Origin of the sequence: uncultured Ilumatobacter sp. (assembly GCF_963980585.1) — a bacterium.
Lineage (GTDB): Bacteria > Actinomycetota > Acidimicrobiia > Acidimicrobiales > Ilumatobacteraceae > Ilumatobacter_A.
In genome coordinates this window covers 1-23,693 of sequence record NZ_CAXCAM010000009.1, presented here as the reverse complement: position 1 = coordinate 23,693, position 23,693 = coordinate 1, and the positions used below count along the sequence as shown (strand labels likewise).

23 protein-coding genes are annotated in these 23,693 nt (G+C 63.1%); 10 read left to right on the top strand and 13 right to left on the bottom strand.

Features of this window, described 5'->3' with window-relative positions; all coding sequences use genetic code 11:
- Positions 1 to 51: 51 nt before the first annotated feature.
- Together ACH2DW_RS04660 and ACH2DW_RS04655 are read left to right on the top strand one after the other, a co-directional pair.
- Positions 52 to 585 carry a VOC family protein gene (locus tag ACH2DW_RS04660; protein WP_394928551.1) on the top strand — a complete coding sequence of 178 codons (534 nt, stop codon included), beginning with the start codon at positions 52 to 54 and terminating at the stop codon, positions 583 to 585.
- Positions 582 to 1,559, top strand: coding sequence for an FAD-dependent monooxygenase (locus ACH2DW_RS04655; protein WP_394928550.1), 978 nt, complete (start codon positions 582 to 584; stop codon positions 1,557 to 1,559). Before ACH2DW_RS04660 ends, ACH2DW_RS04655 begins: the two co-directional genes overlap by 4 nt.
- A 20-nt stretch (positions 1,560 to 1,579) precedes the next feature.
- Here ACH2DW_RS04655 and ACH2DW_RS04650 read toward each other — a convergent pair whose 3' ends face one another.
- The 3 genes from ACH2DW_RS04650 to ACH2DW_RS04640 are packed head-to-tail and all read right to left on the bottom strand — an operon-like array spanning position 1,580 to position 3,282.
- A complete protein-coding gene (locus tag ACH2DW_RS04650; RefSeq protein ID WP_394928549.1) occupies positions 1,580 to 1,810 on the bottom strand; it encodes a hypothetical protein in 231 nt (76 codons plus the stop codon).
- Between the two features lie 14 nt (positions 1,811 to 1,824).
- Positions 1,825 to 2,484 (bottom strand): CDGSH iron-sulfur domain-containing protein, encoded by a 660-nt coding sequence (locus ACH2DW_RS04645; protein ID WP_394928548.1) that lies wholly within the window; start codon positions 2,482 to 2,484, stop codon positions 1,825 to 1,827.
- A 57-nt stretch (positions 2,485 to 2,541) separates the two neighbouring features.
- Positions 2,542 to 3,282 carry an SDR family NAD(P)-dependent oxidoreductase gene (locus tag ACH2DW_RS04640; protein WP_394928547.1) on the bottom strand — a complete coding sequence of 247 codons (741 nt, stop codon included), beginning with the start codon at positions 3,280 to 3,282 and terminating at the stop codon, positions 2,542 to 2,544.
- Between the two features lie 73 nt (positions 3,283 to 3,355).
- On the opposite strand from ACH2DW_RS04640, the gene ACH2DW_RS04635 reads away from it, so the two are divergent.
- Complete coding sequence (locus tag ACH2DW_RS04635) at positions 3,356 to 3,817, top strand: SRPBCC family protein (protein WP_394928546.1); 462 nt, start codon at positions 3,356 to 3,358, stop codon at positions 3,815 to 3,817.
- On the opposite strand, the gene ACH2DW_RS04630 is transcribed toward ACH2DW_RS04635, so the two are convergent.
- The 5 genes from ACH2DW_RS04630 to ACH2DW_RS04610 form a co-directional block, all read right to left on the bottom strand.
- Positions 3,818 to 4,756, bottom strand: coding sequence for a DUF808 domain-containing protein (locus ACH2DW_RS04630; protein WP_394928545.1), 939 nt, complete (start codon positions 4,754 to 4,756; stop codon positions 3,818 to 3,820).
- A 34-nt stretch (positions 4,757 to 4,790) separates the two neighbouring features.
- Positions 4,791 to 5,930 carry a thiolase C-terminal domain-containing protein gene (locus ACH2DW_RS04625; protein ID WP_394928544.1) on the bottom strand — a complete coding sequence of 380 codons (1,140 nt, stop codon included), beginning with the start codon at positions 5,928 to 5,930 and terminating at the stop codon, positions 4,791 to 4,793.
- Complete coding sequence (locus ACH2DW_RS04620) at positions 5,927 to 6,361, bottom strand: Zn-ribbon domain-containing OB-fold protein (protein ID WP_394928543.1); 435 nt, start codon at positions 6,359 to 6,361, stop codon at positions 5,927 to 5,929. The genes ACH2DW_RS04625 and ACH2DW_RS04620 overlap by 4 nt, the downstream gene beginning before the upstream one ends.
- Positions 6,362 to 6,391: 30 nt before the next feature.
- Complete coding sequence (locus tag ACH2DW_RS04615) at positions 6,392 to 7,951, bottom strand: sulfatase (protein WP_394928542.1); 1,560 nt, start codon at positions 7,949 to 7,951, stop codon at positions 6,392 to 6,394.
- Positions 7,952 to 8,534: 583 nt separating this feature from the next.
- A complete protein-coding gene (locus tag ACH2DW_RS04610; protein WP_394928541.1) occupies positions 8,535 to 9,182 on the bottom strand; it encodes a class I SAM-dependent methyltransferase in 648 nt (215 codons plus the stop codon).
- A gap of 123 nt (positions 9,183 to 9,305) precedes the next feature.
- On the opposite strand from ACH2DW_RS04610, the gene ACH2DW_RS04605 reads away from it, so the two are divergent.
- Complete coding sequence (locus ACH2DW_RS04605; RefSeq protein WP_394928540.1) at positions 9,306 to 10,106, top strand: SDR family oxidoreductase; 801 nt, start codon at positions 9,306 to 9,308, stop codon at positions 10,104 to 10,106.
- Between the two features lie 34 nt (positions 10,107 to 10,140).
- Here ACH2DW_RS04605 and ACH2DW_RS04600 read toward each other — a convergent pair whose 3' ends face one another.
- Together ACH2DW_RS04600 and pobA are read right to left on the bottom strand one after the other, a co-directional pair.
- Positions 10,141 to 10,836 (bottom strand): type 1 glutamine amidotransferase, encoded by a 696-nt coding sequence (locus ACH2DW_RS04600; RefSeq protein ID WP_394928539.1) that lies wholly within the window; start codon positions 10,834 to 10,836, stop codon positions 10,141 to 10,143.
- Positions 10,837 to 10,868: 32 nt separating this feature from the next.
- Positions 10,869 to 12,044: a 4-hydroxybenzoate 3-monooxygenase gene (gene pobA, locus ACH2DW_RS04595; protein WP_394928606.1), complete on the bottom strand. Its 1,176-nt coding sequence runs from the start codon at positions 12,042 to 12,044 to the stop codon at positions 10,869 to 10,871.
- Positions 12,045 to 12,109: 65 nt separating this feature from the next.
- On the opposite strand from pobA, the gene ACH2DW_RS04590 reads away from it, so the two are divergent.
- Complete coding sequence (locus ACH2DW_RS04590) at positions 12,110 to 13,147, top strand: amidohydrolase family protein (RefSeq protein ID WP_394928605.1); 1,038 nt, start codon at positions 12,110 to 12,112, stop codon at positions 13,145 to 13,147.
- Positions 13,144 to 13,824: a 4-carboxy-4-hydroxy-2-oxoadipate aldolase/oxaloacetate decarboxylase gene (locus ACH2DW_RS04585; protein ID WP_394928538.1), complete on the top strand. Its 681-nt coding sequence runs from the start codon at positions 13,144 to 13,146 to the stop codon at positions 13,822 to 13,824. Before ACH2DW_RS04590 ends, ACH2DW_RS04585 begins: the two co-directional genes overlap by 4 nt.
- A gap of 15 nt (positions 13,825 to 13,839) precedes the next feature.
- On the opposite strand, the gene ACH2DW_RS04580 is transcribed toward ACH2DW_RS04585, so the two are convergent.
- Positions 13,840 to 16,632 carry an ATP-binding protein gene (locus tag ACH2DW_RS04580; protein WP_394928537.1) on the bottom strand — a complete coding sequence of 931 codons (2,793 nt, stop codon included), beginning with the start codon at positions 16,630 to 16,632 and terminating at the stop codon, positions 13,840 to 13,842.
- A gap of 208 nt (positions 16,633 to 16,840) precedes the next feature.
- On the opposite strand from ACH2DW_RS04580, the gene ACH2DW_RS04575 reads away from it, so the two are divergent.
- On the top strand, positions 16,841 to 17,854 hold the full coding sequence (locus ACH2DW_RS04575; RefSeq protein ID WP_394928536.1) for a DUF1214 domain-containing protein: 1,014 nt from the start codon (positions 16,841 to 16,843) through the stop codon (positions 17,852 to 17,854).
- A 514-nt stretch (positions 17,855 to 18,368) separates the two neighbouring features.
- Here the strand turns inward: ACH2DW_RS04575 and ACH2DW_RS04570 are convergent.
- The gene (locus ACH2DW_RS04570) at positions 18,369 to 18,740 is read right to left on the bottom strand and encodes a hypothetical protein (protein ID WP_394928535.1); all 372 of its coding nucleotides are present in this window, start codon (positions 18,738 to 18,740) and stop codon (positions 18,369 to 18,371) included.
- Positions 18,741 to 18,993: 253 nt separating this feature from the next.
- Here ACH2DW_RS04570 and ACH2DW_RS04565 point away from each other — a divergent pair, with 253 nt between their 5' ends.
- Entirely contained in the window at positions 18,994 to 20,175 is a 1,182-nt protein-coding gene (locus tag ACH2DW_RS04565; RefSeq protein ID WP_394928534.1) for a phytanoyl-CoA dioxygenase family protein, read from the top strand.
- 23 nt (positions 20,176 to 20,198) lie between these two features.
- On the opposite strand, the gene ACH2DW_RS04560 is transcribed toward ACH2DW_RS04565, so the two are convergent.
- Positions 20,199 to 21,398, bottom strand: coding sequence for an MFS transporter (locus ACH2DW_RS04560; protein ID WP_394928533.1), 1,200 nt, complete (start codon positions 21,396 to 21,398; stop codon positions 20,199 to 20,201).
- A gap of 120 nt (positions 21,399 to 21,518) precedes the next feature.
- On the opposite strand from ACH2DW_RS04560, the gene ACH2DW_RS04555 reads away from it, so the two are divergent.
- Positions 21,519 to 22,121, top strand: coding sequence for a TetR/AcrR family transcriptional regulator (locus ACH2DW_RS04555; RefSeq protein WP_394928532.1), 603 nt, complete (start codon positions 21,519 to 21,521; stop codon positions 22,119 to 22,121).
- A 73-nt stretch (positions 22,122 to 22,194) separates the two neighbouring features.
- A complete protein-coding gene (locus ACH2DW_RS04550; protein WP_394928531.1) occupies positions 22,195 to 23,532 on the top strand; it encodes a DUF1254 domain-containing protein in 1,338 nt (445 codons plus the stop codon).
- The last annotated feature ends 161 nt before the right edge of the window (positions 23,533 to 23,693 follow it).

The following is a 23,693-nucleotide window of genomic DNA, read 5'->3' as shown; positions in this document are numbered from 1 at the left end:
CTTCGGCATGTCAGACTTTGGTCACTCAACCACAGCCTGCAAGGACACAAGATGACCGACACCACCGTGATCTCCCCTGTGAAGCTGGCTCACATCGTGATCCGCACGCCCCGATACGCGGATTCGATTGCCTGGTGGAGCACCGTGCTTGGTGCCGAGGTCCGCCATCAAAACGACTTCCTGTGTTTCCTGACATACGACGACGAGCACCATCGCCTCGCAATTGTGTCGATGCCGCACCTCGCTGAAAACGACCGGAAGGCGGCCGGACTTGAGCATGTTGCGTTTACGCATGCTGATCTCGACGCGCTCCTCTCGACGTACGAGCGCCTCGCCAAAAAGGGCATCATGCCGATCGCACCGATTCATCACGGCATGACGTTGTCGATGTACTACGCGGACCCCGACGGCAACCAGGTTGAACTGCAGGTCGACGCGATGAACCCAGCTGAAGCTGAGGCGTTCATGGCAAGCGACGTGTTCGCCGCGAATCCGATCGGCATCAAGTTCGATCCCGCCGACTTGGTCGCGCGGCGTGCCGGAGGTGAGTCCGTCGAGTCGCTCCTCGACTACGCCGCATTGTGAGCGATCAGCGGCATGCCGACTTCCTCGTCATCGGGTGTGGCCCGGTTGGCGTGATGGCAGCGTTGCGCTGCGCGCAGCGTGGGCTGAGCGTCATCGCGATAGACCGTTTGACCGAGGTGTACCCGCTCCCGCGGGCCATCGGCATGGACGACGAGGTCCAAGACCTCATCGCTCGCACCGGCCTCATCGATGAGTTCCGCACCTATTCAACGCAACTGCCCGGCGGCGAATTCACCGACGGCGAGGGCAATCGAGTGGTCGGTATCGAGTTGCCGCTCGGCACGGTCGGCGCACTGGGTCACCCGCCCATGGTCACGTTCGACCAACCTTCGCTCGAACGCAACCTGCGCGCCAAAGCAGTGGCAGCGGGCGTCGACATGCGCCTCGGACTCGAAGCGGTGGCACTCACCGATCTCGACGGTGGGGGCGCACGAGTCGACGTTCGAGGCGCCGATGTCGACACGTCGATCACCGCGCGGTGGGTCATCGCTGCAGACGGGGCCAAGAGCACGGTTCGGTCGCTGCGCAGCATCGCGATGATCGATCAGGGCTTCGACCAGACGTGGCTCGTCGTCGACACCTTGCTGCGGGACCCGGATCTTCCGCTCCCTCGCGTCGCGCGCCAGCACTGCAGTGCGGATCGTGTCTGCACGTTCGTGCCAGGACCGGGTGGGCATCGGCGTGGGGGGTTTCAACTGCGACCCGGCGAACAGCGCGAGGATGTCCTCGCGGCGGAATCGATCGCGCAGCTGTTGGCGCCGTGGGGAACGTCCGACCAGATCGAGGTGACGCGCGCCGCAATGTATCGGTTTCATGCGAACGTCGCCGCCACGTTCAGGGACGGGCCGGTCTTCCTGGTCGGCGATGCCGCACATCAGATGCCGCCGTTATGTGGTCGCAGTGGCCAACGACTTGGCAGATGTGACCGAGCGGATTGGCGCCTGGCGCCGCGCTGCCACGGCGTGATGGTGTGATGGCGTGATGTGGCGAGTGGTCAGTCGTTGTCGAATTTGTCGACGATGTGGTGAGCGGCTTCGGCGATCTTGCCCTTGATCCCGCCTTCTTCGGCAGCATGCTCAAGATCGGCGTCGATGACACCGAGCCGGGCTCGCGCGTCCTCAACCATGGAGATCTTGCCATCACCGTCGAGGTCGTAGGCGCCGAGCCGACTCGCCTCGGCCTCGGGGTCTTCGACGGTGGGGTCGTTCTCGGGTTCTGCAGCCATGAGGCCAATCCTACTCAGCCGGTGAAGCCGGCTTCCTTGTGCGAACCGTCGCACAATGGCTTTGACCCCGACTGGCCGCACCGACAGAGGGTGACACGATTGCGGTTTTCGAGAGTGCTGCCGTCGGCGCGTGTGACCTCGATGCCGCCGCTGACCCACAAGGGACCATCGGGGATCACGGCGACCTCGGAAGGAAGGTCCGGTTCGTTCGTTTCGCCGTCGACGGCGTAGGTGAGCGCACCGGATGGACACCGCTCGACCATTGACATCGCTTCGGCGCGGATCCGGCTGTCATCGGCCTTGGCGGCCATCTTCCAAACGTTGGTGACCCGGTTGCCGCAGAAGCCGGCGTGCACACAGATCGGGCGATCGTCGAACACTTCGAAGCCCTCACCTCCGTAGCTCTTCGCTCGCTCGTCATACGCGCCGTCGGGTGCGTTGTCGGTGCCATCCCACTCGACGCGGGCATGGCTGCCGTCGCAGTACGGCTTGTTGTCCGATGCCCCGCATCGACACAGCGCCACACGTCCCTTGATCTCGGCGGCATCGGCGGTGGTGGTCTTCCAGGTCAGCGGTTCACCGTGCTCCGACATGATGGGTGCCTTTGAGGTGATTGGCACACCCCCACTCACCAAGTACGGCCCGCCATCAGCAATCGCGATCTGGTGGTTCATCGGACCATCCTGTCAGGACAGTGCGGTCCCGGTCGGGTGTCGTGCCGCCTGAGCGGCTCAGGCGTGCACGCCACCGTCGACGGTGAATGCCTGACCCGTGCAGTACGCCGACTCATCGCTGGCGAGGAATAGCACCATGTTGGCGACGTCGATCGGCTGCCCGAGGCGGCGTAATGGCAGGTTCCGTTCCACGCGGGCGCGGAGGTCCGCGTCGGCGAAATGGTCCTCGGTCATCGGCGTGGCGATGATGCCCGGATGCACGGAGTTGACCCTGATGCCGTGTCGACCCCACTCCTTGGCCGCCGCCTTGGTGAGACCGGTGACGGCGAACTTCGTCGCACCGTAGGCAGCGTGGTTGTGCACCCCTTCGAGTCCGGCGACCGAGCTGATGTTGACGATGGAGCACGGCGCTTCAGCTGCAATGGATGCGATCGCGGCAGCGCGCATGCCGAGGAACGGGCCGATCTGGTTGATCGAGATCAAATGCTCGAAGTCACTCAACGTCGTTGCCGCGAGCTTCTTCGTGAGGTCGACTCCGGCGTTGTTGACCAAGACGTCGAGCCGTTCGTGTTCCTCGAACACCTGGGTGACGACGTGATGCCAATCGGCCTCGGATCGCACGTCGAGGTGGTGATACGAAATGCGTTCGTGCTGAGCAGCAACCGCTTGGCCGGCGTCATCGAGCACGTCGGTGATCACGACGGTCGCTCCCTCTCCAGCGAACAGTGCACCGGTCTCAGCGCCCATCCCGCGCGCTCCGCCGGTGATGACTGCGACCTTGTCCTGCAATCGTCCCATCGTTGTGGTCTCCCTCTTGCTCCGCACTGATCCGTTCCGTCGACCTGTGTTTACCAGGCCTATGGTTTCTGCCATGACTCCCGACATTGAAGTGTCCCGTGACATCGCTGCTGCTCCGAGTGTCGTGTACGCGGCGCTGACCGATATCGCGCGGATGGGCGAGTGGTCGCCCGAGAACTACCATGCAGAGTGGAACGAAGGGTTCGACCACGCAGCCGTGGGCGCCAAGTTCACCGGTCACAATCGGCACGGCGACAAGGAGTGGACCACCGAAGCCGAAGTCGTCGAGCTGGTTCCCGATCGGCGGTTCTTCTTTGACTGTGACTCGAGGGGCTTCGTCTTTGCGAAGTGGGGCTATGCCATCGAGGCAACCGAAGCGGGATGCCGTGTCACCGAGTACAACCAGGACCTCAGGCCCGAGTCGGCGCTGGAGCGGAGCGCGACGATCTCAGGCGTTGTCGACCGTCTCGCACACAACCGGACCGGCATGGAGCAGACCCTCGAGCGATTGGCAGCGGCACTCGAAGCCAACTGATCAGTGCGACTCGTCGTCTGACTTGCTGTGGAACCGGGACAACACCGCAACGACAATGGCACCGACGATGAGCCCAATCAACGCAGAGATACCGGTGTTGATCAGCCAGGCGAGCATGCCGCCGATGCCGTCGATGTCTTCGACCTTCTTTTCGAGGTCGTGCACGAAGTCGTAGGGGGCGTGCCAGCCGAGTTCGTCTGCGCCGACGAGCAGAATGTGGCCACCAACCCACAACATCGCCGCGGTACCGATGACGGTCAACGCGCTGAGCAACTTCGGCATGCCCATGACCATTGCTCGACCGATTTTCTGCGATGACGTCGACTCGAGTTCGGCGAGTCTCAGACCGATGTCGTCCATCTTCACGATGAGTGCCACGACGCCGTAGACGATCAGGGTGATCACCACTGCAACGACAACGAGGATGATCGCGCGCTGCAGGAACCCTTCGTCGATCACTTCCTTGAGGGCGATGACCATGATTTCGGCCGAGAGAATCAGGTCGGTCCGAATCGCACCCTTAATCGTGGCTTCTTCGGCGTCGGGACCCTGGATCACGACCGGCACGTCGTGACTGTCGTCGTGTTTGAGTCGGTGGTAGATCTTCTCCGCGCCTTCGAAGCAGAGGTAAGTGCCGCCGAGCATGAGGATGATCTCGACAAGTGTCGGAGCGACCGCGCTGAGCACGAGGGCGACCGGCAGGATCAGCAGCAACTTGTTGCGGAGCGATCCCAGCGCGATGCGCTTGATGATGGGCAGCTCACGTTCGGCTGCCAGGCCACGGACGTAGGCCGGTGTGACGGCGGTGTCGTCGACCACGACACCAGCGGCCTTGGCGCTCGCGCGTCCGGCAGCAGCGCCGACGTCGTCGATCGACGCGGCAGCGAGCTTTGCGAGTGCAGCTATGTCATCCAACAGTCCGGCGAGACCACCAGCCATGTCGTCTCCTCATCAGTGGAAGGGACGGGCAACCTTATGGCGCGACGTTGCTGAACACGACGCAGCCGGCGGCGCCAAACATTCCTCCAACGCCGAGCGACACCGAGACTTCGGCTCCCTCGATCTGCGCGGGCGCTGTGCCGCGCATCTGGCGGATGCTTTCTTGCATGGCGTACATCCCGTACATGCCGGAGTGCATGTACGACAGTCCGCCACCGTTCGTGTTCATCGGGAGCGACCCGCCCGGCGCGGTGTTGCGTTCCCACACAAAGTCGCCTGCTTCTCCGCGCCCGCAGAAGCCGAGGTCTTCCAACCCGTACAAGGGGAGGTGCGCGAACGCGTCGTACACCATCAGGTGGTCGACGTCGGCAGTGGTTATCTCGGCGCTGGCAAACGCATCACCGCCTGCAATACGAAATGCTTTCGACGAGCTGAAGTTCTCCATCTGCGACACCATTGGCGTCTCGACGCCTTCGCCGTGGCCAAGCACGTACACCGGCGCAGTCGGGAAATCCATCGTCCGGTCGGCCGAGGTCACGATGAGCGCACCTCCGCCGTCGGTGACGAGACAGCACTCGAGGAGGTGGAACGGATACGCGATCATGCGCGACCCCAGCACATCTTCGACGGTGATGGGATCGCGAAATGTTGCGCGCGGATTCATGCCGGCCCACTCGCGTTGCACGACGGCCACGTTGGCCATCTGTTCGTGGGTCAGCCCTGTGTCGTGCATGTGGCGCAGAACGGGGAGACCGAACATTGTCGGTGGCCCGGTGACACCGAAGGGTCGTTCAAATTGTCCTGAGAGTGCGCTGGTGAACGCCTGGCGGGCCTTGCCGACGCGTGACTTTCCGCTCTCGGCGTGTGTGATCAGCACCGTCGTACAGAGTCCCGCGGCGATGGCCGCCGCGGCGTGCCGGACGTGGATCATGAAAGAGCAACCGCCGACCGACGTGCCGTCGACCCAGCGCGGTTCCAGACCCAGATAGTGCGCGACGTCAGTCGGCCGTTCGCCCGCCGTGGCGAAGCCGTCGATGTCTTTGATGGTCAAGCCAGCATCAGCCAACGCGTTGAACGCTGCATCGGCATGAAGCTGGAGCTCGCTCGTGTCGGTGATGACGCCCATCTGCGTTGTCTCAGCAGCTCCGACGACGGCGAGTGTGGGGCCGCTCATGATGCGGTCCCGTCACTGACCGGTTGGAAGAACGGCAGCGTGATCTCGTCAGAGAAGACCTCGAAGACCACTTCGACGGACATGTCGATGACGAGCGCTTCGGGTGTCTGGTCGCAGTTGACGATGTTCGACATCATCCGGACGCCCTCGTCGAGCTGCACGACGGCAATGGAGTACGGGCTGGCGATTCCGGGGTGGCCGGTGTGGTTGATCAGGTAGCTGTACAGCGTCCCGCGGCCCGATACCTCCTCGACGGCCACATCGTGACTGCTGCACGCAGGACAGAACGGGCGAGGTGGAAAATACGGATCGTGACATGCGTTGCATCGTTGAATGAGGAGTTGGCCATTGCGCGTGCCTTCCCAAAAGTGCTGCGTCTCAGGGGTGGGCCGCGGCAGGGGCCGCTTCGTTCGATCGACCGTCGGCGTCATCGTCGGAGTTTGGCATTCGCACCCTCGTCGTCAGCGACTCGGGCCGACCGGTGTACCGCGCGAGGTGTCGTCGGCGCTGATGAGCGCGTCGGCGAGGAGATCGACCGCTCGTGCGCGGCGTTCACCGCCGAGGTGGTGCAGCGGCTCGATCTCGGCTGGGTCTTGGATCAGGTCGAACAACTGCTCGTCCCCAGAGCTGTGTCGCGTGTACTTGCTGCCATCCGCGCCGACGACAGTGCGCGTCTTCTCCGGAATCTGAGCGACCGCTGCAATCGCCGCGGGAAGGTCGTCTTCGACCAGCACGTGAGAGCGAACAGCCGCGGATGAATCGGTGAGTGTCGGCACGAGCGACTGCCCTTGGATGCCGTCGTAATGCTGCAGCCCAGCGAGGTCGAGCAACGTTGGGGCGAGGTCGATCGACCCAGCGAGTGACGAGGTTCGACCCGCTGCATACGTTGGGTCGGCAATGACGAACGGTGGTTGCAGCGTGCCGCGGTAGTGCATGAACCCCTTAGTCATCAGGCCGTGATCACCCATCATGTCGCCGTGATCTGACGTGAAGACGATGATGGTGTTGTTGGCCTGACCGGCCCTCTCGAGCCTGCGCAGGATCTTGCCCACCCCGTCGTCGATCATCTCGATCATGCCGTAGGTCGCAGCAATGGCCTCGCGCACCATGTCGTGGTCGGTTGCACCGAACATCCCAACCCAGCCCCGTTGTTTCGCAGCAGGCGTCGCTTGTATTTGGCGGAGGTACGCCGGGGCGCGTTCGAGTGGATCGCCAATTGTTTCCGGCAATGCCATGTCGGCGGGGTCGTGCCGGTCAAACCAGTCGCCGGGTGGGCACATCGGGTGGTGGGGATCGGGGAACGAGGCCCAGGCGAACCACGGCTTCGACTCGCTGCTCGCGTCGTCGATGAAGGCCAATGTGCGGTCGGTGACAAAGGTGGTGGAATGCAGCTCGGGCCCGTAGGGCGGCTGATAGACCTGCCACCAACGGTCCGAGCGACGAGCCGCCGGCGACTCGTTGGTCATCGGTACGACCAGATCTTCGTATCGGCCACCGCGATCCAACGCCCAGTGCAGGTGATGGCCCGTGATGCGTGCCCCGTGATCGATCGACAGTTCCACATGGTCGAACCCGTAGAAGTCATCAGGCCAGTCCGGGATTCCACCGTCGTATCGCTCGGCGTGTTCGAGCTGATTCCAACCTGTTGGCCAGGGGTCGGCACTGACGGGTTGGCGGTCGACAGCAACGACGGCGTTGCGGCTGAGGCCATGTTGGAGATGTGACTTGCCGATCAGCGCAGTGCGGTATCCCGCCTCGCGAAATGTGCGCACGTGGGTGTTGGCGCCCCAGTCCAACGATCGATCGTTGAACACAACGCCGTGCGCCGTCGGCATCCGCCCCGTCATGATCGTCGAGCGGTTTGGCATGCATACGGGGTTGGCGACCCATGCGTTGTCGAACACCATGCCGCGCGCCGCAATCGAGTCGATGTTCGGCGTCCGAACGACCTGGTTGCCGGCGAAGCCGAGGTGGTCGGCGCGGAGTTGATCGCAGATGATGAACAGGACGTTGGGGGCCATGACGCAGTCTCGCGTGCATTGGCTGCTTCGATTTCGTCAGCCGATGGGCTCGCCGTCGTTGTCTTGGATGGTCCAGCTGCCGTTGGCTTGTCGGGCGGCACCGGTGAAGAGTCGGGAGCGGCGGCCCATGTCGATGACGACGCCAGATGCGTCGCGTACGACACGGCGGATGTGTCCCCACAATGCGATCGCCGCGACTTCGGAGCAGTCGATGGGATCACCGTTTTGGGGGGTGGCAGATCATCTTGTTGTAGTGGGCAGCGTCGAGGCGACCGCCTGACACGATCACTTCGGCAGTCGTGTCATCAATCACGATGTTCAACGTGGGCAGCGGTGCCCGTTGGTCTCCGCGGGCAGATGCTGGGCGAGGAACGCGGCGGCTGCGTCTGCTCGTCGTTGTGGTTCGCTCTGCTGCAGATCGGACAAAGTGGCGTCGAACGGATCGATCATTGCCGCCCGGTCCTTCGAATCGATCAAACGTTCCAATATCTTCATCGCGCGAACAAACGCTCGCACTGTCACAGAGTGAAGGGAACGCTGTGAGGTCTGCAGGTTCAGCGAATCATCGTGCTGGTCGCTGGCATCACGACCGGGTGATGCGCCGGCTGGCCGAAACCGCGTAGAGGGGGTCACCCGGCGCACCGGGGTTGCGCAGCTGCGTCGTGGGCTCATCAAAGCCGGTGGTGATCTCGAAGTAGGTCTCGACGATGCGGCACCGGCCGACATCATCAGTGGCCAACCAACCACGGATCGCTTTTGTCGGGAAGCAGCGGTTCGAGAACGTGCAGACGAACATGCCATCGGGCTGCAGGACGCGTCGGACTTCGGCAAAGACATCGAGCGGCTTGATGAGATAGTCGACGGACACACAGCAGGTAACCGCCGCGAACGCTGCGTCTGCGAACGGCAGGACCGGATCTGCGTTGAGGTCCTTGACGAGCCGTTCATCGGCCATGTCGTTGGCAGCGAGTTCGGCCTCGTTCATCCCGGTGATGACCAGCCGCTCGGGCTTGGTGGGAAAGTGCGAGATCCACGACGAGCAGATGTCGAGCACCGGCCCGGACGAGGCCACGCACAGTCCAAGTTCGTTGTACAGCTCACCGACTGCGGCGATGGCGCCGCCGTCGATGTGCGTCACGAGTCGGTCGAACGCGTAGAAGTCCGAATCGTCTGCCTCGTCGCTACGGGTGAAAAACCCAGGGGGAAACGTCGTCGCATGTCGTTGATCCACCCGCCGACAATCCCACACGGCTGCAGTCTCTGCCCGACTCAGGTGTCGTCGCGCTCGACGACACCTCCCGCCAGCTCAACACCTGACATCATCACGTCACGTTGTCACGGAAAGGGACGCAACATGATCACGATTATTAATGGCGGAACGCAAGGACTCGGTGCGGCAGTCGCACGTCGACTCGTCGCCACTGGATTCACCGAAGGGTTGCTGCTGGTGGGCAGGTCCGCCGACCGCGGGAACCAGCTCGCCGAGGAACTCACCGCCGCCGGGGTCGACACCGCCTTTCTCCAGGCCGACCTCGCTGATGCTGAGGCTCCCACCGCGATCGTGGCGGCGGCCATGGATCGCTTTGGTCGCGTCGACGGGCTCGTCAACGTGTCGGCAGTGACCTCGCGTGCCACCCTCTTCGAGGACACCCCCGAGCACGTTGACAGCCAGATGGCGGTCAACGTCAAGGCGCCCTACTTCCTCATCCAGGCTGCGGCCCGAGAGATGATTGCGCAGGGAACCCCCGGGTCGATCGTCAACGTCGGCTCCACGTCGGGGCACGGCGGCCAGTCGAAGCTCACCGCGTACTGCATGTCAAAGGCAGCCCTGACGGTGATGACCAAGAACCTTGCGTACGGCCTGATGCGCCACGGCATCCGTGTGAACCAGGTCAACCCGGGGTGGATGGAGACAGAGTCGGAACACCGGACGCAGATGGAGCAAGATGGCGCGCCCGAGAACTGGCTGGAGTTGGCTGCACCCGGCCGGCCACTCGGTCGCCTTGTGCAGCCCGAGGAAGTCGCGAACGCGATCGTCTACTGCTTGTCCCCAGATGCCGGGCTGATGACCGGGAACTGCCTCGACATCGACCAGTCGGTGCAAGGCGCCGGTGACCCGCCACTGCCCACCGCCAGCGACACCGTCTCCCCGTGAGCTGTGCGTGCTGACCACACCGGCGGATTGAGGCTCAGGTCGGAGACCACCCGGACCACGCGAGGAAGTTGGCGATGACCGTCCGGCCATCTGGGTGTTCTTCGGTCCAGTACTCCGGGTGAAACTGCGTACCCACCATCGGCCGCTCGTCGTGAACGGCCATCTGGATCGGCGTCGCTGCGGTTGACGCCAGGTTGGCGAATCCGTCAGGAAGCTCGGGAACATGAAGCCCGTGTGCGTGCCGGAAGATGGGCTGTTTGCCGAGGCCAGCCAGCAATGGATGGCCTGAGTTCTCGACAGATAGTTCGACGGGGTGGTACCCAAATTCGAACGGCCGACCATCCTTGGTCGTGACCAACGAGGGGTCGTCCGAGGGGCCGTCAGGGGCGGGGAGCGCGACGATGTCGGCGCCCAGCGCTTGGGCAATGAGCTGGAAACCGCCGCAGAACCCGAAGACCGGCAGCTCGGTCTCGCGGATGATTGCATGGATTGGCGCGAGTGCGTGTGGGTCGTAGTCGTCGGGTGCAAACGAGTTCCCGCTGATGAAGATCGCGGTCGCCCCGATCTTGTCCAGCAGATCCTGGTCGACGCGGTCGTAGCGGACGAGGTGACAGTGCGTGCCGGCGAGATCCTCCAACCGGTACGTGATGCTTGTCCGGCCGGCCAGCATCTTCGGGCCGTGCTCGCGTTCGAAGCCGTCGGCGTGTTCATAGTCGACGAAGACGAGCATCCAGTCAGCCTAGGAACGGCAATGAGTTCCGGTCAGGATTCGAACGGCAAGCCTGCGTACTGCTCTGCCATTGCGGCCTGGGCATGCATCGACGACGCCAAATAGTCAAGTTCAGCCTCTTGGGCCCGCTGATCGAATGCAGTTTGTTCAGGGAAACGGTGCAGCAACGTGGTCATCCACCATGAGAATCGAACCGCGCTCCACACTCGCCGGAGTGCCATCTCGGAGTAGCGGTCGAGATACTCGTCATCGCCACCGTCGTAATGCGCAGTGAGCGCCCGCGACAGATAGTGCACGTCCGAGATTGCAAGGTTCAGGCCTTTGGCGCCAGTTGGTGGAACGATGTGTGCAGCGTCGCCGGCGATGAACAAGTTGCCGTATCGCATGGGTTCAGCGACGAAGCTGCGGAGCGGGGCGATGGACTTTTCGATCGATGGGCCGGTCACGACCTGGCCGCCAACAGTGGATCCGAGCCGGGTTGTCAGCTCTGACCAGAAGCGGTCGTCGGACCAGTCGGCAAGGTCATCGTCGAGTGAGCACTGCACGTAGTACCGGCTCAGCATCGGGTTGCGTTGGCTCGCCAGGGCGAAGCCGTTCGCGTGGTTCGCGTACACGAGGTCGGGGAGTGGCGGCGTCTCGGACATGATTCCGAGCCAGCCGAACGGGTACTCCTTTTCAAAGGTCCGCAGCACAGTGTCAGGGATCGCGGGGCGTGCAGCGCCGTGGTATCCGTCGCAGCCCACGACGTAGTCCGCATCGACCCGCTCGGCGATGCCTCCCACGTCGAAGGTGATGCTCGGACGGTCACTCAGCGGATCGTGGACTTCGACGTTGGCGGCTTCGAAGACAATCGCGGCATGGCGAACGTCGGCTGCTGCGTACAGGTCCTCCTGCATCTTGGTCTGTCCGTATGACATGAAGTGGGAACCAACGTGACGGTTGATGTCGATGAAGAACGCTTCGCGTCCACCCCACACCAGTGCTGCTCCGTCGTGGACATGGCCCTCGGCATCCATCCGCGCGTCAAGTCCGGCGGCGCGGAGTACTTCGACCGACCCCCATTCGAGTACGCCTGCTCGGATTCGGTCCAGGACGTGGTTTCGACTGGACCGTTCGACGACGATCGAGTCAATGCCCGACCGGTGCAGGAGGTGGGAAAGCAGCGACCCGGCTGGGCCGGCACCGATGATGGCCACCTGGGTTCGCAGTGTCACGCGGAGAGTCTCACGGATTGTTGACACTCCGGCAAGAGGACCACCATGATGACGCCACGATGATCATCGACTGCCACGGTCATTACACGACCGCGCCGCCACAGCTCGGTGAGTACCGTGATGCCCAGCGCGCCGCGCTCGACGTCGATTCGGGCCACGTCGGTGAGCGCGGGCAACTCTCGATCTCTGACGAGGAGCTGAGGGAGAGCCTCGAAGACAACCAGCTGCGGTTGCAACGCGAGCGCGGCATCGACCTGACGCTCTTCTCGCCGAGGGCCTCGTGGATGGGCCACCACATTGGCAACGAGCACACCAGTCGAAACTGGACTGAGCACTGCAACGATCTGATCTGGCGAGTGTGTGATCTGTATCCAGACAACTTCGCCCCGGTCTGTCAGCTCCCGCAGTCGCCAGGGATCGGCGTCGAATCGTCGGTGCGCGAGCTGCGACGTTGCGTCGAGGAGATGGGGTTCATCGGTTGCAACCTCAACCCGGATCCGTCGGGTGGGCATTGGACTGGGCCGCCGTTGTTTGATCCGTACTGGCATCCGCTGTTTGCGGCGATGTGTGAGCTCGATGTGCCGGCCATGGTGCACGTCAGCGCCACCTGTAACCCGAATTTCCACTTCACGAGTTCGCACTACCTCGGGGCCGACACCACAGCGTTCGTCCAAGCGATGACGTCAGGACTGTTCCGTGACTTCCCATCGATGCGGTGGGTGATCCCGCACGGAGGTGGAGCGGTTCCGTACCACTGGGGTCGATTCAAGGGGATGGCCGAAGGACATCACGCCGAGGGCGGCACGACATGGCAACTGCTCGACGAATTGATGGCCAACATTTTCTTCGACACATGCGTGTACCACCAGCCGGGCATCGACCTGCTCGTCGACGTTGTGCCGACCGACAACATCCTCTTCGGTTCCGAAATGGTCGGCGCGGTCAAGGGAAAGGACCCCGATACCGGTGAGTACTACGACGACACGAAGCGCTACATCGATCGCGCCAATCTCACAATTGAGCAACGGACCAAAATTTTCGACGGCAACGTCCGCAGGGTGTACCCGCGGCTGACGACCACGGGAGTCGCCTCATGAACAAGCACGTCATCGTCCGCAACATCGATCGGGCTGATTCGTCGGTGATCGACCGATTGGCTGTGGCGGGCACGGCAACCGTGCACGAAGCGATCGGTCGCGTGGGATACGTCGGGCCGCACCTCAAGCCGATCCAACTCGACACGAAGATCGCCGGGTCGGCGGTCACCGTGCTCAGCCATCCGGGCGACAACATCATGATCCACGCTGCGGTCGAGATGTGTCAGCCCGGTGATGTCCTCGTCGTTGCCAACACCGCGCCGTCGACGCACGGCATGTTCGGAGACCTCCTGGCCACGTCACTCATGGCGCGCGGCGTGCGCGGCCTGATCATCGATGCTGGGGTTCGTGATACCGCTGATCTGCGGTCAATGGGCTTTCCGGTGTGGGCCCAGCACGTGTCGTGTCAGGGCACGGTCAAGAACTCCCCGGGTTCGGTCAACGTTCCGGTCATCTTGGGTGGAGTCACGGTGCAGCCGGGCGACGTGGTGTGCGCTGACGACGACGGCGTGGTCATCGTCGAACGAGCTGACGCAGCCTGGGCGCTGGAGCGGTCAGATGCACGGCTGGCGAGGGAAGAGAAGATGCGCGTGACGCTTGAGTCCGGCGAACTCGGTGTCGACGTGTACGGGCTGCGTCAGAAGCTGAACGACATGGGAGTCGAGTACATCGACTGACACGTCGAACTTCCGCTAGCGGGTGAGCGCCGAGCGGATGCGCTCGAGCAAGACGGTTGTGTCGAGATGCGCGCCCTTCTCCTCGACAACGACGACGGCTTGCTCGCCCAGCCGCTCGACCAGACGTTCTCTGGTCCGGTTCGGATGCGTGACGAAGTGATCGTGTTGACCACCTGCTCGGCCGAGCGCCTGGGCGGCGAGCTCGTTGTCGCTCCGCATCACCAGGAGGGACGCCAACGCGGCGAGCGTGTAGAGCGATTCGGTCTCGTTGACGTCCTGCAGTCCGACATCGATCACCTCCAACATCAACTGTTCTGCTTCTCGCAGGCGGCCGATCTCCCCGAGCGAGACCGCGAGCGACCGGGCATCCGGGCCGTACATGGTCCCCAAGATGTCGATCTTGAAGCGGAGTGCTGCGTCGAGATCCACGACGGCTGCGATGTGATCCCCTCGTCGCTGATGCAAGAGGCCGGCCCGGGACTGGCAGAGAGAAGCCCAGCTGGGCGACGTGACGACGGACATGCCCTTGTGCATGAGATCCGCCGTTCGCTCCTCGCCGAGCCACTCGACGAGTTGCAGACTCTGGGAATAGTGCATGGCCAGCCCGGCGGAGTCCCCGAGGGTCTCGAAGAGGTCGGCTGCCTCTTCGAACTCCTCGACCCGAGCCGGCCCGGTGGGAAGCGTCGCTGCATACATGACGAGATGGATCGCGCGCTCCCAACGCGGATCGAACCAGGTCTGCTCATTTCGAGCATCCAGCCGTTCCCGCGCTGCCTCGAGGAAGGCGCCGGCGCGGCCGTTCTCGGCACCTTCGAGATTGAGTGTCACAGCGCCCCGCATCAGCAGGGCCCAGCCCATGGCGTGATCCGTCCCGAGCTCTGACGCCAACGCATCGAATCGGTCGGCAATGTTGAGCGCTGCGGGCAGCCGGGTCCACGCGCCGCAATTGGTGCCCACCAACGCAACCCGAGCCTGGCGCTGGAGATCGGCGCTCGACCCTGCGGCCAGATCGAGCCCCCGCAGACACCTCTCGCACGCCTCGAGGTGCAGGCCCTCGTGGGCCCAGAACCAGTACAGGCCGAAGGCCAGATCGAGGTAGCCGTCGGGCTCATCGCACTCGACGAGGGTCTCGAAGGCCAACCGGATGTTCGGGTACTCGGCACGGATTCTGCGGAAGGCCGAGGCCTGCTCGTGCCCCATCGTCAATGGTGCCAGGCGGTCGATCAGGTCGGTGTACCAGTCGGCGTGTCGACGCCGGATCTCGTCGAGCTCGCCGACCTCAGCAAGCCGCTCCAGCGCCCACTGGCGGATCGGTTCCAGCAGCCGGAAGCGGGTCCCGTCGGCATCGTGCTCGGCGACGACCAACGACTGGTCCACGAGTGCATCGATGCTCTCTGCCGCCTTGAGTTGTTCGATTTCGCTGCAGGTGCAGACTGATTGGGCGGCAGCCAGGTCGAACGTCCCGGCGAACAATGCCAGTCGCCGGAACACGCGTCGTTCGGGCCCGCCAAGCAACTGGAACGACCAGTCGATCGTCGCATCGAGCGTCCGGTTGCGTTCGAACTCTGACTTGGTCGAGGCGAACCGGCTGGTGCCCGACGTGTCGAGCACCTCCAGGATCTCGATCGGCGTCATGCTGCGGATTCGTGCCGCCACGAGCTCTATCCCGAGCGGGATGCCGGCCAACCGATCACAGATCATCTCGATAGCGGCGAGATCCTCGTCGTTCGGCGACCAGCCGACCCGGGCCGTTTCGGCCCGCTCGACGAACAGCTCGACGGCCGGAGACCGACCAGGTCCGGTCGCTTCGAGCCCGAGGGTGGGTACCCGGAGGACTGCCTCGCCGGACAGCCCCATCGGTTCCCGCGACGTCGCGACGATGGTGACCTCGGGTGCCGCCTCGAGGATTCGACGCACCATCTCGGCCGCTCCGTCCAGCACGTGCTCGCAGTTGTCGACGACGAGCAGGGCCTGACGGTCGCGGAGGTGTTGTACGAGCAGGTCGTCGACGTCGAGCTCAGTCGGCCGGAGCCCGAACGGTTCCGCCATGGCGGTGGCGACGAGTCCTGACGAGCCGACGGATGCGAGAGCGATGAACCAGGCCCCATCGGCGAAGCGGTCCGTCAGCGGCCGCGTCGCCTCCACGGCGAGACGCGTCTTCCCAGTCCCGCCCGGACCGGCCAGCATCACCAGGCGGTGCTGCCCGATGAGCCCCTGGATCTCGTCCAGCTCGCTCTCGCGTCCGACGAACGAGTCAAGGGCGAGCGGCAGGTTGCCGAGACGTCGTGCTGATCCGGTCGGGACAGGCGCCGACGTCGTTCGGTGTTCGAAGCTGTCCTGGTCCAAGACCGACGACGGCAGCAGCGACGCGCTCTGGAGCAGCACGTCGGATTCCAGGGCAACAATTTCGGGTGATGGATCGAGGCCGAGTTCGTCACGCAGTCGCCGACGAAGATCCTGGGATACTTCGAGGGCGTCGGCCTGCCGTCCCGACCGGTAGAGCGCGGTGATCAACAACGCGTGCAGCTTCTCGCGATATGGATGCTCGGTGGCGAGCGAAGACAATCGAGGAATCACGCTGACATGGTGATCAAGAGCCAACTCGGCGGTGTAGAGCAGTTCGCTGGCTGCCAACCGCTCCTCCTCCAAGCTCTGCATCTCGGACGCAGCAAAGTCCGCGAATGCGAAGTCCGCAAGGGCCGGACCTCGCCACAGTGCCAACGCTTCCGAGAGCCATCGTTGAGCTTCGACTGGGTCGTATGACAACACGGTGCGCGCATTCTCGACAAGCTTGCGGAAGCGCCGCACATCGATGTCCTGTGTGGCGGGGATGGCGCGAAACTGTAAATCCCCTGCTCAGCCCAGATGCGCGTAATGGCGTTTGGAACGTCAACAAGCCGATCTTGGAGCATTTAGTCCGGCCCAAGGCAGCGATTTATAGACCGCGAGGGCGGCTATGCGACAGCAAGCATTATTGTGGGGCCCGAACAACTCAGTACCGGAGGAAGTAAGAACAATGAGATCGATCCACGAAGCGAACCTCAGCGGCCAAGACACCACCGAGGCGTACATCCGAGAGTTTCCGAATCGGGAACAGGTTCGGATGATGAAAATATGGCTCGAGAATCATGAACCCGGCACGTTCAGCTTCACTGGGCTGGTCGATCCAACCGATGTCACCGTGGTCACCCCGCAGGCAACAGTCGACTACGGCTACTGCTGGTTCAGCCTTTCGGACGGTCCAGCCATTGTCCACGCGCCGCAATATGAGCTGTTCTGCTCTGTGTCGGTCTTCGACATGCTCCACAACGTCCCTGCGGTGATCGTCAACCCCGCACGCCCAATCCTGCTCATTCGGCCGGGTCAAGAAGTCCCCAACGGTGACTACACCATCGTTGAGCTTGAGACCGATCAGGGGCTCATCTTGATTCGTATGGTCGTCGTGGACAACCTGGACGAGGTTCAGGCCCTCCACCCGAGCATCCGGATGGAAGGCGGAAGCGGCGACATGACCCGTCCCGTCCAGCGATTCTCACCAGGCGTCGAAGAAGCCGGGCGGGCAATCATTGCGGCCGGCATTCCGTTTCTCAACCCCGATGAAGCGTTCGGGAAGTGTTCAGGCGATGTCGGCGACATCACCCTCGCCGGCGGGGTGATGATCGGGCAACTCGGGACGCCGAGCGACACCGTGCGCTACGGAACCATTCTCACCGACGCGGACGGCGCACCGTTAACCGGCAACGACACCTACGAGCTGACCGTACCGCAGGGCATCGTGAAGGGCGACGGCTACTTCTCGATCACCGTGTACGACAGCGACACCAAACTGCTCATCCCGAACGACCTCGGGGTATACGACCGCACCACCTACAGCGCTGAGCCAGAACCCGACGGCACTTACCGCATCATCCTCAGCCCCAATGGCAAGGGCCACAACGCCATCCCCACCGGGCGACCGTTCTACGCCATACTCCGCGCTTACGTGCCCGTGCCGGGAGCCGACATGACTGTTGGCATCACCAGGCACTGAGCCGCCCTGACCAACCAGTCGCCCGTAGCCGGTCCAACGGTCGAATCAGCCCAATCAGCTTGACGCGGTCCAACATCGCTGAGCTGGGATTCTTGGAGATTCCTTGCGCGCCCTGCTTTGCTTTAGAACCGAGAGTCGACGTCTCATTCGCCTGAAATCGGTAGCTCTGCCCCCGAAGGCGTGCCGCTAGCCTTCGCTACAGATGCGAAAAGAATGTGTGTGGAGTTTCGCGCCACGTTCCGGACCATCCCCTCCGGAAGGGGGATGGCGCGAAACCTTAAATCCCCTGATCAGCTCAGATGCGTGTAGCGACGTTTGGAACATCAACAAGCCGATCTTGGAACATCTAGTCCAACCCAAAGCAGCGATTTATAGACCTCTATGTCGCGCCTGACGAAACGCACCGTGATGTCGGGGCGGTGAGCAGTAACGATTTTGGGCTCGGCGACCCTGCCGTTGCCGGCGGGATAGGGCTTGTGAGTCAGGCGGGTGTCATCTGTCGTGAATAACGCTCCTACTGCAGCGAAATAGTCCAATCGCCGTTTGCAGTGATCTCAATAAGAGCCGGTCCTGGAAAGCGAGCTGAGCCGGCGTAGTTGCCGATCTCGTTCACGAGTAGATCCCGTCTTCTGCCCGCAAGTGGGTAGGTCAACACCGCAAAGTTGCTGTCACCAGCGTGTGTGATATCGGCGATGCCACTATCCCCGGTGACTAAAACTACTGAGTCACCGAGACCAGTGGCCGATTCGTCAAAAGTGGGGGCCTGATCAACCGTGTTGGCTTCGATACGCCACGAACCACCTGCGGTGATCTCAAGAAACGACGCCCCTTCTTCTTCCTGGACGGTGCCTTGGTAGCTTCCGATCTCGTTGACTAAGAGGTCCACCCGTTCCAACTCTGCGTCTCGGGGTGTGGTGGACGTGGCCCTTTGGTTCCTACAACCCGCTTGATACCCAGTCTCGTCTTACAGCGAGGTATCGAGATGCTGCGCTGCAGCGCCTCCCAGGTCCAGCCCTCGCAATCGAAGGCAAGAACTGATTGACCCTGTACGAGCCGTCGACCGCAACGGCAGGATATCTAGGCTAGGGCCGAGGCGAGGTTTACACTTAGGCTGAACTCCGGCTGACAGAATCGTCGTTGTGACATCGACCGTCGGGTGGAATGCGGCGGTGCCGCCGAATGGCTTCGTCAATCGGCCGCGCCAGACCGCCGCGAGCAATGACAATCCGGATGGGCTGGCGACACCCGACTTGTACGCCGGCGTCGAAACCACCCCCGAGCATCGCAACCTCGCTGCCGGAGACCCGACCTGTGTGGGCTGGGAGCGCCGCCGTGACGATCCTGGCGTCACAGCTCTACGAGAAACCTTGCGGCTGAACAACGGGATTCCCGAGCTCGAGATGTGCACACCTGACCAAGTCGAACGGGCTGCTGGACTCTTCCATCGCGACGGGTTCGTCGTGGTCACCGACGCCCTCGACGCACGACGACTGGCCAACCTCAAACGGGCAACCGAACGCGTCGTCGATGAGATTCTTGCGGCTGACCCCGATGCCTCGGCGGGAGGCGGTGCGGGCGGTCTACCGCATCGATATTCGTTCGGCTCATCGTCGGCATCGAGACATCGGTTGCATGAGCCTGAATGGGTCGACGTGATCGATCTCGCCACCACGACACCGATCCTCACTGCCATCTTTGGATCGGCTGACTACATCGTTGGCGGCGGCGGCGGTGACCTCGCGTTGCCCGGTGCGATTGAGTATCAGGGTCTCCACAGCGACAACATTTGGGTCGAGCCGCACGATCCGGTGGGGAACTTGTCCGTTCGGCAGATGCCGGTTCCGGTCGTCACCATCAACTTCCCGATGATCGACTTGACGTGGGAAAACGGCCCGATCCGTCAGATCCCCGGTACGCAGCGCTCGCTCGACCCCATCCCGACGCTCGCTGACGAGCCCGATTGGATGAAATGGTCAACGTTGTGTCCGACGCCAGCAGGGTCGGCTGTGATCCGCGACAATCGGTGTTGGCACAGTGGGACCCCGAATCTGTCGGACGATGTTCGCTCGATGCCGAATATCGAGTACTTCGCCCCGTGGTTCCGGAGCGAGGGTGTCAACCGCTGTCTGCCCTACGACCTCTGGACCACGCTTTCCGAGCATGGCAAACGGGTGAGTCGTTACGTTGCCGGCCACGACGGGGAGACAATCATCGGTGCCGGTTACACGAGCCCGAGGGCCAAGGACCGAGACGCATTCGTCGAAGCCCAATGTGCAGAACTTGGCGCCGAGGTCGCTGCCGAATGGTGGGCCAGGCGCTAGGAAGTCCCGTCGCCGGACGCCAGTCACCCAGCTTGGGGTTTGAGCCGGTAGAGCAGCGCAGTCCCGAGTAGACCGGAGGCGAGGGCGGCCCATTGGGCTGCGGTGTGGCCTGACGAGTCGATGATTTGTCCCATCGTTGGTGGGCCGATGAGGCCGCCGAGGCCGTTGGCGGTGTAGAGCGCTCCCAAGACACCGCCCATGCCGATGGTGCCGAACAATTGGGCCACAACGGCTGGAGACAGTGCGATGATCCCGCCGTAGGAGACGCCGAGGACGATCGCGAAGGCGATCAGGAGCGCGTAGTTCGCGTCCGCAACGATCCAGATGAGAAAACTCAGTCCGAGGCCCAGGGACGACAGTCGGTAGAGCCCAACGATTCCCACTCTGCCGGCGAGCGCACCGAGTCCCAGGCGGCCGATGATCGACGCCATGCCAATGAGTCCGAGGAGGACGGCGGCGGAGCCCGACGCTTCGGTGGTGTCGATGTAGTCGGCCATGAACACGAAGGGCGTGAAGAGCGCCGCTGCGAGGAAGAGTGAGGAGGCGTAGAGAAACCAGAAGTCACGACGCCCGCGGATGATCTCGCGGATTGGTCGGGGAGCCGCGGCTGAACCGGGGGGCCGATGTGCTCCCACCGCGGCGATGACTAACAAGACTCCGGAGACCGCTGCCAGGACTCGATACGCGTCGCGCCAACCGTTGGCTTCGATCAGCCGCTCGATGATGGGAACGAGCACGAGTGTTCCGGTTCCGATTCCTGCGACCGCGAGGCCGAGGGCGAAGGTGCGTCGTTGTTCGAACCAGCCGCCGACAGCGGCGACCATGGGTACGTAACAGCACGCAACACCGATTCCGACCCCGAGCCCGTAGGTGAAGTAGCCGAGGCGAATCGAGGAGACCTCGGCGGTGAGCAGGAGACCACTGACCATCGCAACAGCGCCGAAAACCATCACACGTCGCGGGCCGATGCGATCAGCGATCCGGCCGCTGATGATGCCGATCGCGAAGTAGGCGAACGTGGTGATCGAAAAGAACAGCGCGGTCGCCGATCGGCTGGTTCCGAACTCGTCAGCCATCGGTCCGAAGAACTCGCCGAAGCTGTAGGCGACTCCAAATACGGTGAACATGGCGAGGAACGCGGAGGCCACGACGATCCACGCTCGCGTTGAGTCGACCTCGTGGGCAGCACTGGTGCTCGTACTGCGGATCTTCGTGGGCGGCATCTGCGTTGTCTCCGGGTTCAGGTCGGTGCGGGTCCGGTGCTTGATTTCGTACTCGCTAGTACGACATACTGAATCACCGACACTCGTCGGTCAAGAACTTCTTTTACTTAAAGGTACGAAATGTCTGCCGGACGGCCACGAGCACTCAATCTCGAGACCGCAATGCCCGTGATTCTTCGTCACTTCTGGCATGACGGGTACGGCGGAGCGACCCTCGATCAGATCGCCGCCGAGCTGGGCGTCACCAAGCCGACTCTGTATCGGACGCTCGGAGAGAAAGAGGCCGTGTTCGCGGCGGCCCTCGGCACCTACCACCAGACGTACATCGCACCCGCCGAACGACACCTCGAACAAGCAGCCACCCTCCGCGCAGCGCTCGCTGGGTTCTTCGCGGTCTTTGTCGATCGGATCCTCGACGATGATCTTCCGGGGGGTTGCTTCCTCGGCGACAGCGCCATGACCGGCAGATTCAGTACCGGACCGATCGCGGCCACCATTCAGAGGCTGCAAGGAGGATTGGCTTCGCTCGTGGAGCTGCGCGTCGCAGCGGCCGTTGACGATGGTGAGCTCGAACCCGCCACTTCGGTGGCGGCTGTTGTCCCGTTCGTTCTTGGCCAGGTCTCAGCGCTCTCGGCAATCTCGCGGTCCTCGCCGACCCAATCGCAGCTCGACTCTGTGGTGGGCTACATGCTTGCCGGTCTTCCTTGGGCTGCCCCACGCTGATCGCGTGCGTCAGGCTCGGCTTGATCGCGGCCGGCCGGTCGCGTAACGTGGTGGAAATGATCTTGAGGCAAGCGTGAGGAGAGGCCAATTGTCCCCCGAAGAGATTGCGACGATCGCAGAAGAGGCGTACATCTTTTCGTTTCCGATGCTGATGGGGTATCGCTACGGGTTCGCCACGTTCTTTGCGCCGCCATTGCCGTCGTACCGGGGGCCGGTGAACGAGATGCACGGCGAACCGGTGACGCTCGACTACCGGTTCAGAGATGTCGTCACGCCGAACGCGGACACGCCGTACAGCTTGGCGGCGCTCGATCTGCGGGCCGAGCCCATGGTGCTCAACGTGCCAGCGGTGACCGACCGCTACTACGTGATGCAGTTCGTCGACCTGTTTGGCGCGAATCCCCACTTCGTCGGCTCCCGCGCAACCGGACCTGCTGCAGGGTCCTATCTGCTGGTCGGTCCCGGGTACACCGGCGACGTCCCGACCGGGTTCACCGATGTCTTGCACTTCGACACCGATCTCGTGTTCATCATCGGGCGAACCCAGCTGCTTGGCCCCGACGATGTCGAGGCGTTACGGCCAGTCATGGCGGCTTATCGCCTCGAGCCGCTCTCGGAACGCCTCGGAACCGAGACGCCGACCGCGCCTGGGTCTGACTGGCCGGTGTGGGACGACGAGGCGTCACGCGACGAACGGTTTGTCGGCTACGTCAACGCGCTGCTCGAGTTGTGCCAGCCACCACATCCCGACGAGATCGCGATGTTCGAGCGGTTCGCGACGGCCGGAGTCGGCGCCGGGCTGTCGTTCGATGTCGACAGCCTCGACGACGACGTTCGCGATGCCCTCCGTGATGGCGCCGACCGCGGTCGCGCAAAGATCGCCGCATTCGTTGCCACCTTGGGTCAGAAGATCAACGGGTGGGTGGCGGTGGAGGCGTTCGGCACTCGCGAGTTCTTCGCCGGCAACTATCTGTTGCGGGCGGCTGGGGCGACGGCCGGCTGGGGCGGTAACGACATCGTCGAGGCGTTTTATCCGACTGCCCGCGAGGACGCTGACGGTGAACCACTCTCAGGTGACCGGTCCTACCGGCTGCGATTCGACACGCCACCTCCCGCACGGGCGTTTTGGTCCGTCACGATGTACGACACCTCGTACGACGGCGTTGCTGGATACCTCGTCGAGAACCCGATCGAGCGGTACCTGATCAATTCGACAACCCCGGGCCTCGCTGCAGGCGATGACGGATCGTTGACGATCCATATCCAACGCGACAAACCCGACACTGCCGAAGGCCGCGCCAACTGGCTGCCCTCACCCGCCGGCCCGCTGTACCTGACGATCCGGATCTACTGGCCTGAACCCGAAGCACTCGATGGCACCTGGCAGCCTCCGCCTGTCGTGGCCGTCTGACCTCAGCGCTCATGGACCTTGACGAAATCGAACGGGTGCTGGTCGACACGACCAACACCAAACTGAGACCAGCGGCCCCCGTTCACCATCTCGGCGCTGTTAACTTGTGGCAATGATCAGAGAGATTCCGGCCCACTGATGGGCGACGCGATCGGCGCCAC